Annotated in this window: 10 protein-coding genes; all 10 read right to left on the reverse strand. The window is 44.4% G+C overall.

From position 1 onward, the window contains the following. Positions 1 to 27 precede the first annotated feature (27 nt). A complete protein-coding gene (locus CKK33_RS02215) occupies positions 28 to 870 on the reverse strand; it encodes a PKD domain-containing protein (RefSeq protein WP_095702537.1) in 843 nt (280 codons plus the stop codon). Between the two features lie 20 nt (positions 871 to 890). Beyond that, positions 891 to 2,441 (reverse strand): RagB/SusD family nutrient uptake outer membrane protein, encoded by a 1,551-nt coding sequence (locus CKK33_RS02220; protein WP_095702538.1) that lies wholly within the window; start codon positions 2,439 to 2,441, stop codon positions 891 to 893. 15 nt (positions 2,442 to 2,456) lie between these two features. After that, a complete protein-coding gene (locus tag CKK33_RS02225) occupies positions 2,457 to 5,858 on the reverse strand; it encodes a TonB-dependent receptor (protein ID WP_198952433.1) in 3,402 nt (1,133 codons plus the stop codon). Between the two features lie 281 nt (positions 5,859 to 6,139). Further along, entirely contained in the window at positions 6,140 to 7,168 is a 1,029-nt protein-coding gene (locus CKK33_RS02230; RefSeq protein WP_095702540.1) for a FecR family protein, read from the reverse strand. 77 nt (positions 7,169 to 7,245) lie between these two features. Then, positions 7,246 to 7,821, reverse strand: a complete 576-nt coding sequence (locus tag CKK33_RS02235) for an RNA polymerase sigma-70 factor (RefSeq protein ID WP_095702541.1) — start codon at positions 7,819 to 7,821, stop codon at positions 7,246 to 7,248. Between the two features lie 369 nt (positions 7,822 to 8,190). Beyond that, entirely contained in the window at positions 8,191 to 9,369 is a 1,179-nt protein-coding gene (locus CKK33_RS02240; protein ID WP_233138133.1) for a glycoside hydrolase family 76 protein, read from the reverse strand. Positions 9,370 to 9,379: 10 nt separating this feature from the next. Continuing rightward, entirely contained in the window at positions 9,380 to 11,746 is a 2,367-nt protein-coding gene (locus CKK33_RS02245; protein ID WP_095702543.1) for a GH92 family glycosyl hydrolase, read from the reverse strand. 33 nt (positions 11,747 to 11,779) lie between these two features. After that, the gene (locus tag CKK33_RS02250; RefSeq protein WP_233138134.1) at positions 11,780 to 13,003 is read right to left on the reverse strand and encodes a glycoside hydrolase family 76 protein; all 1,224 of its coding nucleotides are present in this window, start codon (positions 13,001 to 13,003) and stop codon (positions 11,780 to 11,782) included. Positions 13,004 to 13,054: 51 nt separating this feature from the next. After that, the gene (locus CKK33_RS02255; protein ID WP_095702545.1) at positions 13,055 to 14,173 is read right to left on the reverse strand and encodes a SusE domain-containing protein; all 1,119 of its coding nucleotides are present in this window, start codon (positions 14,171 to 14,173) and stop codon (positions 13,055 to 13,057) included. A gap of 19 nt (positions 14,174 to 14,192) precedes the next feature. Next, on the reverse strand, positions 14,193 to 15,824 hold the full coding sequence (locus CKK33_RS02260) for a RagB/SusD family nutrient uptake outer membrane protein (protein ID WP_095702546.1): 1,632 nt from the start codon (positions 15,822 to 15,824) through the stop codon (positions 14,193 to 14,195). Between the last annotated feature and the right edge of the window lie 11 nt (positions 15,825 to 15,835).

Here is a 15,835-nt window from a genome sequence, read left to right on the forward strand (position 1 = left end):
GGTTAAACCGCCCCTGTATCACACATTCTAATTAACGCCTCTAAAGGTAACCTTGTTAAAGCCAATGCCGGTTAGGCCAAGGTTAGACCCTCCGCTTTTGATAAGCAAGTAAACCGTTCCGGATTTATCAAACTTTAAGGTGTTACCGCTCCCCGCGCATGATATGCTGGTTAACTTACCGTTGAAAGCTGTTTTACCGCAACCGGCCCATGTATTTAATGCAATACGAGCCCCTCCATCGCTGTAATCCTGACCGTTTACGGGTTGCTTTGTGCCTGCATATACTTCAAACCAGGTATCGGTAGCACCGCTACCACTTACATTCATGTCCACTTTATAAGTACGGCCGGCTACAACATCAATGGCCTGCCAAACAGCAGCATGTCCGTTATTACCCCCCTTAGCCACCATTTTTCCATCCTCAATAGCAAAGGTAACGCCGCTTGAAATAGTTATGTGGTTCCAAAAGGCGTCGTCGCCAGTACCCATGTTGGCTCCTTTTACCAGGTTTCCGGCAGAAGGATCAGAGGTAGATACTGTTAATTGCTGTGTACTCGTTTTAGATACGCCTCCTTTACCAATGGCAGTTAGCGATATACTATAATTTCCGGCGTCAGGAAAAAAAACCGTGTCTACCGGTTTACTTATCGCGGCGCCATCGCCGGTATCCCATTTTACAGCCAAAACACCTTTTGTATCTGCTTTTAAAATGTAATAATTAGGTTTGCCGGGTACTGGTGTTACATTAAATGCGGCTTGAAGATCGTTTGAGGTAAGCCCGTTACCTTCAAACTTTTCGGGCTTACAACCCGCATATATACCGGTTACTATAATGGCACCGGCTATTACTTTAGTTATACTTCTTTTCATTTCTCAGTTAATTAATAGATTTACAAAGTACCGCCCCATTCCTTAGCCTGCTTAAGCTTTGTGTTGTTCAGATCGTTCAACGGTATAGGCAAAATCTCATTTTTATTGGCTTTAAATCCACGCGAGCCTAACACGGCAGGCGCATCGCCCCAGCGTACCAGATCAAACCAGCGATGGCCTTCGCCAACAAGTTCAAGCCTGCGCTCACGCTTAAGATTTTCAAATGTTGCGGCAAGGTTATGTGTAGTACCATCGTTGTAGGCACGGGTATGTACAGCCGTCATTAAGGCTGTAGCCCTGCTCAGATCGCCGTTACCGCGTATGAGCGCTTCGGCCTCCATCAGATAAGTATCGGCAAGGCGTACCTCATACATATTTTGAGGGTAGTTAAGTTCGGGCGCGCCCCCGCCGGTAGTTTTATCAGATAACCGCCCGGCAAATTTCCCAAGGAAGTACCCGGTATTCATGTAAGCGGGCGTATAATCGGCTATGCCATTGGCTTTTAAACTATCCAGGTTGGCAACAGTTGCTTTATTACGCGGGTCAAAATGAATGGCATCAAACAAGTTTTTAGTTACAGGTAAAAAGCTGTAACCTGATATATAATCCGGAGCACCTGGTTTTAATGCTTTGTAGTCACGCGGCCCTACAATAATGTTCATCACATTGCCTTCGGTACAGGCTATACAATCCCAGCTGCCGGCAGATTTGGATGAGTGGCCTACTTCTAATATAGATTCACTATTAAATTTATTAGAGGTTTTCCAAAGCGATGCAAAATCAGACAGTAGTTTGTAGCCGTATTTACTGTTTTCCTGACCGGGTGTAGCACCGTTCACTTCTTTAAACTCAGTAGCGGCCTCAGCCCATTTTTGCTCATAAAGATATACTTTACCTAAAAGGGCATGCAACGCACCTTTAGTAAGGCGGCCGCCATCAACAGTAACATCAACCTTATCTGGTATATTATTATCGGCAAGAGCTGCTTTAAGGTCATCTTCAATTTGTTTGTATACCGCTGCAGGAGCGGCTTGCTCTATGTCGTAGATCTTATCAGCCGGAATAGATTCTGTTAATAGCGGCACATATTTAAACAGGCGCACCAGATCAAAATAAAAATAGGCGCGCAAAGCCGTAGCCTCAGATTTATACCTGCTTTTAAGGTTCGCATCCATCGGGACACCGGGCAATTTCTGTATCAACACGTTGGCGCGGAATACACCTGAAAAGCCTGCTCTCCATAACTCGTATGAAGGGCCTACTGACGGAGACAGCGTATAGTTGGAAAATACTTGCAGATCGTTAATATCTGTTGCGTTACCGCCACCGGCATAATGGTCATCAGAACCGGCATCCATGGCATTTTCTTTAGTTACAAAGCCACCGCCCTGCCAGCCTACAACATCATATATGGCTACCAGCCCATTAAATGCTTCAGTTTGATTACGATAATAGTTTGATTCCAGATTGGTACCCTTGGGGGTAACATCCAGAAAACTTTTTTTACAGGCCATCAGTGTTAATGATCCTGCCAGAAAAAATGATAAATATTTAATATTCTTCTTCTTCATGTTCTTGGTTATAATTTAGAATCCTACACTTACACCCAGCATATATGATTTAGCCTGCATGTAAAAACCACGGTCAATACTGTAACTGCCGCCACCTATTTCAGGGTCATAGCCAGAGTACTTGGTAAACGTGAACAGGTTTTCGCCGGTGATATACACACGTACCCTTCTCATGCCAGCTTTCTTGATGAGTTGAGATGGCAAGGTGTACCCTATTTGCAAATTCTTGATACGGAAATAATCGCCCTTCTCAAGGTAATATTTAGAGTTATAGGTGGTGTTATGGTTAGGGTCGCCATCCACTACACGCGGCTCGGTATTGCTGGTACCGGGACCGGTCCACCTGTTAAGCCTTTTGGTTGTAAAATTGGCATTGCCGATATCAAGGCGGTGTAAGCCCTGGAATATCATATTACCAGCCTGCCCCTGCCCAAATACTACCAAATCAAAGTTTTTATACTGGGCGTTAAATGTTAAGCCAAATATCCATGATGGTGTGGGGTTGCCTATGTAGGTACGGTCCTGGTCGTTAATAACGCCATTTCCATCAAGATCGGCCCATTTAAAATCTCCGGGCTTTGCATTGGGCTGTATAACTGCCCCGCTGGCCGAGCGATAGCTATTGATCTCATCCTGAGTTTGAAATACGCCCAGGTTTTGGTAACCATAAAAAGAGTTGTAAGCCTGGCCTACAGTTGTACGGGTTATACCACCCTCAATACCCTGAAAACCTGCCCCGTCCAGAAACTTCTGGCCGTTACCTAAATAAGTTACTTTATTTACGATATGTGAAACGTTACCGTTAATATCAAAATTAAAATCACCCACACGTTTGCGGTAGCCTAATTCCAACTCCACGCCGGTGTTTTGCATGTCGCCAATATTAGCGGCCGGGTTAGATATTGCCCCTACGTATAAAGGAATTGGCGGATATTGCAGAATGCCGCTTGTTTTCTTTTTAAACCACTCAAAAGTAATATTGAGATCATTAAACAGCACGGCATCAAAACCTACGTTGGTTTGCGATGTTTCTTCCCACCGCAGGTTAGGGTTTGATGGCGCGTTGGGGCTGTAACCGCTTATGTAGGTATCACCAGTACCAAAGCTATAATTACGGCCACCGCCAATGGTTGACAGGAATGCGTTATCGGCAATAGCATCGCTACCTACCACACCGTACCCACCGCGTAGTTTCAGGAAGCTTACCACATCGTTCTTAGGCCAGAAATTTTCTTTTGTGGGTACCCATCCTAATGAGAACGACGGGAAAGTACCATATTTAAAGTTAGAACCAAACCTTGACGAACCATCGCGGCGGATGATGCCTTCTACGATATAGCGTTCATCATAATTATAGTTTACACGTGCAAATAATGAGCTGATGGTATGTATTTGACCTTCGCTGCCGTATCCTACACGGTTTACCGCCGGGATACTGTAGTTAAGAGATGCGTCTTTAAAATTATCTACCGGCAGGTTATAATAGGTTACGCCATCAGTATACCGGTTATTGTCTGAGTAAGCACCCTGGCCCAACAATATTGTTGCGCTATGCTTATTAAATGTACGGCTGTACGATGCTGTATTCTCCAGATTCCAGTTAAATAAGCGGTTACTTTCACGGTTATAACTGTTTTGAGAAGTAATGGTAGAAGCGTTAAGATAGGCTACAGGGCTAAACGATTCGCTGCCATAAAATGCCAGTTTTGTGCCCACTGTAGAGCGTAACTTTAAACCATGTATAGGTTCAACTTCGCCGTAAACATTTCCTACTACGTTATGCGCCCAGCCATAATTGCCCAGGCGGGTTGATATATAAGCAAGCGGATTAACAATTTCCTGCCCAACAATGCTTGATATACCGTAAGGATAACCCAGCGCGTTGCGGCGTACCGGATTATTAGCATATACCGGGGCAGATGCCGCCGCCTGATCGGTAACCACCGGCAGCGTGATCGGATCAAGGTTAAGCGCCGAACTGATTGGCCCACCAAACTCACTGTTGGTATTGCCCAAGCCAATAGAACGGTTATAAGTGTAACCGATGTTTTCACCGAAGTTGATCCATTTAGCAGGTTTATAAGTTTGATTAACCCTGAAGTTAGCACGCTTATATTTGGATATATCTGTAGCTACGATACCTTCCTGGTCCAGGTAACCAAAAGAAGTGTAATAGGTAGATTTATCATTACCACCGCTTACGCTTAATTCATAGTTCTGGCGTTTGGCACTGTTGTTAAATATAACAGATTGCCAGTCGGTACCTACGCCAAGTGATGCCGGGTCTGCGTATACAATGTTACCACCACCTGCCACACTGGCTTCATTGCGTAAAGTTGCATATTGCTGAGCGTTAAGCAGATCAACCCTGCGTGCAGGCTTAGATATGCCGTAATAGCCCGCGAAATTGATCTGGGGTTTGCCTTCACGGCCTTTTTTTGTGGTTACCAGTATAACACCTGCTGCCGCGCGGGTACCATAAATGGCTTGCGATGCAGCATCCTTTAACACTTCTATCGACTCGATATCTGATTGGTTAAGATAACCAATACCACCGTTATCAACCACCACACCATCTACTACCCATAGCGGGTCGTTATTACCAAACGAGGTAATACCACGCACCCGCACCGTGGCACCTTCGCCGGGCTGGCCATTGTTTGCCGCAATGGTTAAACCAGAAGTACGGCCCTGTAAAATTTGCTCAACACGTGTTACAGGCAGGTCCTCAAACTCTTTAGCGGTTACGCCAGATATAGCGCCGGTGGTTACGCTTTTCTTTTGCGTACCATAACCCACCACCACTACTTCATTAAGGCCTTTTATATCATCAAGCAACTTTATGGTAAAATTGCGCTGTTCGCCTACTGTAATTTCCTGCGTACGGAAACTTACAAATGCCACTACCAATACCGCGTTGTTATCACTTACATTGAGTTTAAAATTACCATTCACATCGGCCATTGTAGCATTGCCTGTACCTTTTTCAGTGATGGTTGCACCGGGTAGCGGTACGCCACGCTCATCAACAATTTTACCTGTTACCGGTACTGCAGCCACTGCAGTTTCAGTATTGCTTGTTTCTGCAGCTACAACACGCCCTTCGCGTATCGCTTTTATTTCTTCGGCCTTGCCCAATACTATGCGGCCCTTTAAAACCTCGTAATCAATGCCGTTACTTTTCAGCATTTCGTCAAGTACGGTTTTCAGGTCCCGGTTCTGGTAATCAATGGTTACCCGCTGCCCCAGGTTAACTGAGTTTTTGCTATAAATAAACTTGATGTCGCTGTTCTTTTGTAATTGTTTAAGCGCATCCTGTAACGGAATATTCTTTACTGAAAGCGTAACGCTTTTTTCAAGTACACTTTGAGCTTTAATAGTACCTGCGCAAGCCATTGAGCTTAACAGTGCAGCCAACAAAATTTGAGTAAATGTTACCTTCATGATTTTAGACCAGGGTATTGGCTTTCGTAATCGAAATTTCATATATTTGTTAAGTTTCTTTGTTAAAAATGAGACAATTAGCGCCCATTACACCATTTTTTGGTATAGCAAATTGGGCGTTTGAAGCTTAGAAGTGGTCGCAACACTTTTAAGCTTTTTTCATATACAGGGATTTTTATCCGCAGAAATGAGGATAAGTTAAGTAGTGGTCTTATATAGCATAGGCTGTGGGTTTGGTTAATAATTGGTTTTACTTATTCAAGTTCGATCGTGTTATCTTTTATCTCATAATTAACGTTGATCGATTTTTTTAATGCTGCCAACACATCCGGAAGGTTAAAGCCTTCAAAGTCGGCGGTAAGCATATAATGGTTTATCTTTTCGTTGTTTACTTTAATTTTAATGCCATAGGTGGCACTTAATACCGGTATAATTTCCCGTAAAGGTTTATTATCAAAAGCAAGACTGGCCTGGCTCCATAATTTAAGTGCAGGCTCTTTAATAAGTCGTTCGGCTTTTAATATATGCTGGTTAATATAGCAAACTGCCTTGTCGCGCGGGTAAAGCAATACCTCATGTTTCTCTAATGCGGTACTAAATTTGTTATCGGCCCCATTTTGCTTAATGCTTACAGAAACCTTGCCGGTTACTACCGAAACATCAGCCGTTGCGCTGCGATAGCGATCCCTGATCAGGAAACTTGTGCCCCAAACTTTAGTAATTATACTACGCCCATTAATAATAAATGGCCGTGATGGATTTTTGGTAACTTCAAAAAACCCTTCGCCATACATAGAAATAATACGTGCATTGGCTGCAAATTTTTTAGGATAACGAATGTTACTACCAGGCTGCAGCCACACGATACTACTATCGGGTAATAGTGCTTTATATACAGTGTTGGAATTGTTAGTTATATCTACCTGTTCATTCACAGCCTGCACTGCCGGCAAGGTAGTCTTAAATGAAACTTTAGCTGTATTAAGCAAATAAAAGCCCCCAATAAATACTGCTGCTACGGCTGCGGCTGACATGATTTTTACCAGCTTTATTACCTTAACTTTTCGAGATGTACCTGTGTGTTCCTCTAAACCGATATTATTAGTGATCTGTTGATACATTCTACTTTCCAACTGATCTATTTCGGCCCTGCTCATTTCAGACAACTGATCATCATCGGCACGAAAGGAATGATACCATGCTTTTACGCGTGCCAGTTCTTCATCAGAACATTGGCCATTAAGGTAGCGTTCCAAGAGATCATTGGGTATAGTTTTTTTCATGAAACAGAAAAAATTATCGGTTTATACTAAAGATGTCGAATTACAGGGGCGCATCCCCTACGCATAGGAAAATATTCTTAAAAAAATATTAATAGGAGGCTGAGGTAGTGATTAAGGCTTAACCGCAATCTTTTAAGCGCTTTGGTGAGTTGGTTCTCTACTGTTTTTTCTGATATGCCTAACTCCATGGCAATTTCCCTGTTAGACTTATGATGCATCCTGCTTAGCTCATATACCGACCGGCATCTTTCCGGGAGTTGTTCTATTATCTGATTGATATGTAACTGCAGGTCTTTTGCCATTAAGGCTTGCTCCATACTATGGTCGGCTTCGGTTTGTAAAACCTGCATAGCTTCTCTGAAACGCAAGTGGAGCGAATTACGGCGATAGCGATCTATTACACGATAACCAACACTGGTATAGAGGTACCCCTCCAGCCCATGGGTAAGGCTAATGGCGTTACGCCTGTTCCAAAGTGCGGTAAAAATATCCTGCACCACCTCTTCGGCGCTTTCACTGTCTTTAAGACGTTTATAAGCTTCTTTATAAAGAATTTTCCAGTACCGATCATAGATTTCACGGAAGGCCCCCAGTGAATCCTGACGCAGTAATTCCAATAGCTCTTTTTCCTCTAAACTCTTATAACCGGCCATGTATAATTGGACAGGTTAACGCAGCGTGATGATAAAGTTAACCTTGTACAAAACTGATAAAAAATTATTCAAATAGCAAAATGCGGATCCAAACTTAATTCATGGTTGTCTATGGCGGAAAAAGAAATGACTTACGTGGTTTTAATTACCTGCATATTTTAAAGGAAACTATCGGTAACTAAAGCGAACGTAGCAACCATAAAACCAACATTATTTATAGCTAATATAAAATGACGGCTCTTATGCCGTTCAAATCGCGATTGCTTATCAGATAAAAAGCAGTACCAACTGCTCAAAGGTATTTCATTAAAAAACCGCAGGCTCTCGACACCTGCGGTTCATACTCAACTTTTATAATTCACAATATTATTACTTGATAGTTTTTAACAGGTACAATCTTGCGTAAAGCTCGGCTATACAGGCCTCATCCAGTAACCACTTTGGTTTTGCAAGTTGTTTACCATCGGGTAGCCAGCTTTTGGTGATCAGGCCATATTTATCTCTGGAGTTTTGCCACGCGTAATTGAGGTCGTGCTCAATGGCGGCTATGTACTGGTAGTTATGATCTATTTTATACAGCGCTTCATACCCCCTGAACAACACCGTCACAAACCAGGGCACATCAATATGTAACTTTAATTCTTTGCTATGGGGCAGGTTGCTGTAATAGCTGAAACTGCTTACTGCCAGCTGTTTAGCCTGGGTAAGATATTTAGCCTCGCCGGTAAATCTGTAAAGCAATACGGCTGCTTCCATTAGAGAACCTGTATTATAGGTCCAGAATGTCCGGTTTTGTTTGCCATCCAATTTCACATCATTACTAATAATGCCGGTGGTGCTATCGCGTAGCGTACTGTACATCCAGTTGTAGAAACGTTTGCCCTGCTCAAGATAATAATATTCTTTACTACCCTCGTAGATCTTGAGAGCGGTTAACGTGGCCATGCCGTTGCTGCAAGCCGGTTTCTGATCATTGTGGCCCTCCAGCCAGGTTACACCACCACCTGCATCATTATTCCAGCCGCTTAGTATAAATTTAAAAACCTCTTTAGCACGCTTTAAGTAAAGTGGGTTATGGGTATTGAAATAAGATTCCATATAATCTATCCCCACTAAACCATTATCATCATAATACCTGTCAGCTTTTTCAAACCTAACCGGATAGGCCTGGTAGCCCGGCGGCTGGCGTAAAGTATCCCGGTATTGCTCTATGCCCGTTACCAAACTATCCTGATAAGGCTTGTACTTGGCCTTAAGCCCGCGCACCCGCATAAGTATATTGGTTGACGTAAAAACACCTGAAAAAGGCCATAGAAAACTCACCTCTTTTTCCTTCACTGATTCGCCCTGGAAGTAATTGAGCGAATCACTTCTTCCGGATGGATAGTTCTCTAAGAAAAGGCCATTGTATTTAGCCACACGGTAATGTGACCAAACCAATCGATACATGCTTTCAGCACGCTTTTTATATTCGGCAGCGTTTGGCTGCGCGAATATTACCAATGGCAAAATTGCTGCAGCCAGACTAAGATAGATGCGTTTATTCATCATCATATGTTTATTGGGCTGATGGCGGTGGCACCTTGGTTCCCCAGGAAATGTTTGGCCGACTGCCCATTACAAATTTCAGTTCGCCGCCATTCATCAGTTCATCGCGATATAGCCAGCAGTTATCCAATGCCTTGCCATTAAACGTTGCCGATTTGATATATACGTTCTGTTTTGAGTTGTTCCGGGTTTCTATGGTGAGCTTTTTACCGTTACCCAGCGTTATCATCGCTTTTGTGAACAAGGGGCTACCAAGTTCAATTATCGGCCTCAAGTCGGTAAAACCTTTAACATCAAACAAGCCAAGAGCGTTGATCACATACCATGAGCCTAACTGCCCCTGGTCTTCATCCTGCCCGTAACCGTAGCCGTGAATAGGCTCGGTACCGTAGAACTCCTGCCCTATTGCCCTTGTCCATTTTTGAGTAAGCCAGGGTTTACCCGAGAAATTGAATAACCAGCTGATATGCAGGTTTGGCTGGTTACCATGGTTGTAAATAGAATTAATGCCTGCAAAAGCATCAATGGTTTTACCACCGCCAAAGCCGAGCTTTTCTGATACGGTAAATATGCTATCCAAACGCTTATTAAAATTATCCTTACCAATAGCATTAATTAAACCTGCTGGATTTTGCGGCACATAGAAAGTGTATTGCACCGCGTTGCCTTCCTGGAAACCGCGCCATGGCTGGTATGGGTCAAACTTTTCAATAAAGCTGCCGTTGGCGCGTTTAGGCTGCATCAGTTTATTTTGCGGATTAAAAATATACCGCCAACCGTTAGATAGTTTGATGAACTTGTTATAATCGGCTGTTTTGCCCAGTGCTTTGGCGATTTGCGCGGCGGCGAAAGCGCTGTAACTATACTCCAGAGTATGAGAACCGGCGAAATTTGAACCGGTAGAATCGGTCACAAAATCGCGACCGGTCTGGTCAAAATAAGGTACATACCCGTGCTCCAAAAAAGCTTTGATATCTAATTTCCCTGAACCAACAGCACGGTTCTTATAGTTCAGTTCATTTGCCTTGACCGCTTCATAAGCCAGGTTAACATCGTAATTACGGATGCCTGTATTGTAAGCACCCGCTACTGCAAGCCCTACAAAGTTGGTTCCCACGCCTGATACATATTCGCTGTTTGCAATACCATCGCCAAACCAGCCCTTGTCTTTATACAATTGAAGCTCCGTATTCACGAAACTGCCATACCACTCGGGGTATGATAGCGCCCACAATTGCGTTATGTTCCAGAACCCACCCCAAATGGCATCAGAATTAATAAATTCGGCTTTAAGCGCGTTATTTCCCTGTGCCGGTAGCTGGCCGGTTTGCCCGCCATGCTTAGGGTAATCGCCGTTAACATCACTGGCTATACCGCGACCCAACAGCGCATGGAAAAGTCCTGTATAAAATTTGGTCTTGTTCGGTATGTCGTTATCTTCAACAGCTATTTTGCCAAGTTGCTCCTGCCAGATTTTCTGTGCCTGTTGCTTTGCATTATCAAAACTCAGGTCTTTTGCCTCGGCTAAAAAATTAGCTTTAGCGTTAATGGTTGATGTGTATGAAAGCCCCGTCTTTACCTCAATGGTTTCGTTATCCGTTGTATGATAGTTCAGTACTAATCCAGCGCCTTTACCTTCAGCAGTATTCCTTCCATCAGATACCTGGTCTGCTGTAAAAGCGGTTACGCTTTCAGGTTTTTTGCTCAGCTCTCCATAGAAATACATGTTCACCTTTCCTTGCGGGTCATATATTTTAACGTACTTGGGATAAGTGCTTACAAAACCTTCAAAGTGGGTATCATCAAGCATCTTAATACCGGCATCAGTAACTATATCGCTTTCTCCCTGCTTGTTACCAATATCCAAAATAATGTGGGATCGGTCATTCTTTGGGAACGTGTAGCGCTGGAAACCTACGCGTTTGGTCGCGGTTAGTTCCGCGGTTATATGGTAATCGTCCAGCAGCACTTTGTAATAGCCCGGTTCAGCAACCTGATTCTTTCTGTCGAAACCTGAACGGTAACCTGGTGTTTTTCTTTCCAGATCGCCGGGCTTTGTAACAATTGCTCCCGTAGTAGGCATATAATTTACCCCACCCACCTGCCATTCGTGGAAATGTACAAAGCCTTCAATAGAGTTCTGGCGGGTATCGTATCCAACTGCTTCCCAACCGGAAGGGTTACCATAGCTTCCGTTTGTTGACGGAGCAAGCTTAGCCATACCATAAGGCACCCCAGCCGGTGTATAAAAAAACCAGCGACTATGTGCTGTACCGATGTTAGGGTCAACGTATCTTAAAACGCTTTCGCGTTTGGTACTGCAACCCGCCAGCGCGAACGCCAAAAATGCAGCAACAGAAATATACTTTATATTCATGTAAATTATATCAACAGAACGGCAGGGCCGCTTTTATTTATTCGTGTATTTAGCCATCATTGCCTGTATACGCTGCATCCAGGCCTGGTCTACCCCTTCTATCTCCGGCGCGCGGTCGTTACCCGCAAAACCGGCGAAAAAATAATAGGCTTTAGAATCGGCATTACGTGTGGCTTTGTTTAAAGCATCAATATTATTACGCGCATAGGTTAACCATTTTTCGTTTTTATCCTGTTCGTACAGCCGCATCATGCCCTGGCTGCCCCAGCCACACCAGGCAGGGTTTACCCGGGTTTGGGTAGGATCGGTATTAAAAATGTAGCCTTTATACTGAGCGTTCCACAATACCGCGTTCATGGCATTTCCTATTGCCTGTGCCTTAGCCAGGTATGACGGATCTTTTATTGCCTCGCCCAGCAGAATGTCAGCCTCAAGTATAACGGCATTATCATACGTAAATTTCTCATAGTGCTTTGTACCTGTGCCGCCACCATCAATTTTCCAGATGTACAAGCCGCTCGCGGAATCGTACATGTTGGTGCGCAGCCAGTCGTTCACCTTTATCGCCCAATCACGATAAGTAGTTTCGCCGGTTAAAGTATATAACTTAGCGAAAAGCTGCATAGCCACACCATTAGATTGCGTTGGTTTATCAGGCTTGGATGTGTTCCACCAAAAGCCTCCACCATAGGTACTATCCCACAAACCGCTATTGATCAGCCAGTCGGCACAGGCTTTTGCCTTGGCCAGGTAAGCCGCTTTATCAGCGCCGCTGGTTACTTCATAAGCTTCCAGGTAAACCATGCCGGTAAGGCCGTTATCATCAACATATTTATCGCCCGCAGCTCCAGTACCGTTTAAATTAACCGATGCGAAATAGCCGCCACGCAGATCTGCCTTGTCCCAAAAATTTTCCATAAACTGGAAGGTCCGGTTCATATACGTAAGTTGTGAAGCGTCACCAGCGGCAATAAGCGCCGCATCAGCATATATCTGGCTTACGTTATACCACTCGTAGCAATTGTTAGCATGCGTGGTTGTGTTGGCGCGGTAACTAAAGTTTGATGTAAGCAGGTTATTGATAATAAAGTTCCGTGTTTCTTTGGCCAGGGATAAATAATCAACACTTGTTACAGGTGGGTCAACCGGCGGTTTTGTACCACCCCCACCTGTGCCGGGCATAACCGGGTTATCCTTACTACATGACGTTGCAAACAAAGCAACCGCTACAGCCAATCTATATATTCGTCTTCTCATCTTTACAAGGCATTAAAGGCACCTGCCGCAAGCAGCAGGTGCTATTATAATTTATATTACAGTTACTTTATGTGTATAGGCTGTTGGCTGGAACATCACATCAACTTTTACATTTTTCCTGTCGGCAGATGGGTCAAACTTGTAGGTATTATCCCACTGCGAATTGCTAACGGGCACCAGGTAAAAGTATGATGCCGGCTGGCCCGCAGGCGCAACGTTGTTGGCGTTGGTACTGCCCTGATACTCTAAACCGGCGGCTGTATGCAGGATAAATTTGTATCGCTCATCCCGCCCCCATGAGAACTGGTAAAACTCTACCGCAATTTTAGGCGCTTCGAACACGCCGTTACCGATGTAATTAAGCGTACCTATTTCCGTGCCGTATGCCGACATGTACAAACCTATGGATTGTATCTGCATTGATTTGGTTGTGGCCGATGTAAAATCATAATTTAAACGGAAGGTTTTTGTATCGCCGGTAACGGTTACGGTATTTGATCCCTCTTTGATAATACCATTATCTATATAATATCTTTTACCGCCATCGCTGTTCTTATCGGTCAGGTAATAGTCGCCAGCCTTTAACGATGTATAGATCTCAAATACGCCGTCTTCAACTTTTTTAAGTTTAACCGCCTTACTCAGGTCGCTGCCGCCTTCTGTGGCAGAACCGGTAATGTAAAGCTCAGTTGGGTTTTCGGCAAAGCCCGCAGGCCGCTCCAGTTGTAAACTCCGTGATACTGATGCCGGTTTTGCATTGATGCCTTTTGACGCGATCACCGTCCACTTCAATTTGCCCGTACTAAGCGAAGCGATACCTGCCGCGCTGGCAATTTTGTTAAGGTCCTTATGGCTGATAGTGAGCTGGGGCTGTATGCCTGCTCCGTCTGACAGTACTTTAGCGACCGGTTTACTAAAATCGCCGCCATCTTTGTCAAACGCTATTTCATATAGTATCACGCCTCCATCATTGGTCTGAGCGGCATCCCACTTAAAAAGCACGCTCGCGGAACTTGTAGGATCGAGCTTTACATCGGCATTATCATTTGGGGTTGCCAACGTACCTACCGGAGTAAAATTAAGATCCAATGGCTTATTATCCTTTTTGCAGGAACTGGTGATGATCATTGCCAGCAGCAGCCCACCTGCCAGCTTCATTATCTTTCTCATATTGGTTTATTTAATTAGTTTAATTGGTGTAACCCGGGTTTTGGCCAAGGTTTTTATTCAGATCAACATCATGCGCAGGTATGGCCCACAAATAATCGCGGTTAGGATTAAACTTGCGCAGCTGGGTTCTGATATAGCCATTATCGGTACTCTGATCGGTTGAAAATTTGGCTCCATGGATGTAACCGTTCATAACGGTTTCGGCAATCTTCCATCTTCTGATATCATCGGGTCGTATGCCTTCCATAGCCAGCTCCACCCGGCGCTCACGACGGATAATATTGGTCATATCCGCTGCACCCGGATAGTTAAGCGCGCCGGCATCGGTAAAGCCCGCGCGTTGGCGCAAAGCACCTATGGTTTTATTCCATACCGTTGCATCCATCTGGCCAAGGCTTTGTTTAGCTTCGGCATAATCTAATAGTATCTCCGCGTACCTGATCAAATGCAGATTATTGCCCGATACGAAATTAGCCAGGGCGCTCGGATCATAGTATTTTCTCCAGTAATAAGCGGTTGCGGATGCTGCCTGTGAGCCCGCGCTGTATTCATCCAGACCGGGCTGCACAGGGTCGGTACCAGGCTTTATATAGATGGTCTTAGTGGTGTTATTGGCGTTTACCCAGGTATAACGGTCATATACAATAGTAGCGGTTAAGCGCGGGTCGCGGTTAACATAAGGATTGCTTTCGTTGTAGCCTGACCCTGCTTCTTTGATACCCTTACCATTCAGCATAATATAATCATCAACCAGCTCCTGTGTAGGCGCCATATTGCTTACACGGCCGCCAACAGTACGTGGTGCAAAATCCCAGAAATTTTGCCAGGTGCGAAGTGTTGGCACGTATTGTAATGACAAGATGCTTTCTTTGGTGTTCTTGTTCACATTCGGATCGCTGAACAATGCGCTGTAGCTGCTCTCCAAACCGTAAGCGCCGTAAGTCCCCTGGTCGTTCATCAATTTTTCGCAGATGGTAACAACATCCGCCATGCGATCGCCCTGGTACAACAGCACCCTGGCCTCTAAAGCCAAGGCGGCACCCTTAGTGATACGGCCATTTTCGTTTGCAGGCAAATTAGTACTTGATGGCAGGTCGTTAACAATTGCTTCCAACTCATCAACTACAAACTTTACCACCGCGGCCTTAGGCGAGCGTGATATGGTTTGTGCCTCTTCGGGCGATATGTCCTTATCAACAATGGGCACATCGCCATACCATTTGGTCATATTAAAGTGCTCAAACGCGCGGATAAAACGGGTTTCGGCCACCAGCCTTGCTTTTGTAGCAGCGGGTAAGGTTGAGTTTTTATCAATATTGGCCAGGAAGATATTGCATGATTTAATGGCCGAATAATAGTTATTCCAATCGCCTGCAAATTTGCCGGTTTGTGAGGTGGCGTTACCGCTGGCAATCACATTCAGGTCGCCTGATGGCGAGTAGGCGTTATCAGACAGTGCCTCAGCATCAAAATACAAACCGCTGTTATAAAGGAGGCTGTAGTTATTATTTAATGCGTTGTAAACGTTGGCATCAACCTGCCAGAAGGTAAGGTCGGAGAACCGGTCTGTTGGTGCTATGTCGAGCTTTTTACAACCCGATATAGCTGCAACCGCAACAGATACGATCAAAAGCTTTTTGTAAAATTTCATTTTCTTATGTT

The sequence above is a fragment of the Mucilaginibacter sp. MD40 genome (assembly GCF_002288635.1).
Taxonomy (GTDB): domain Bacteria; phylum Bacteroidota; class Bacteroidia; order Sphingobacteriales; family Sphingobacteriaceae; genus Mucilaginibacter.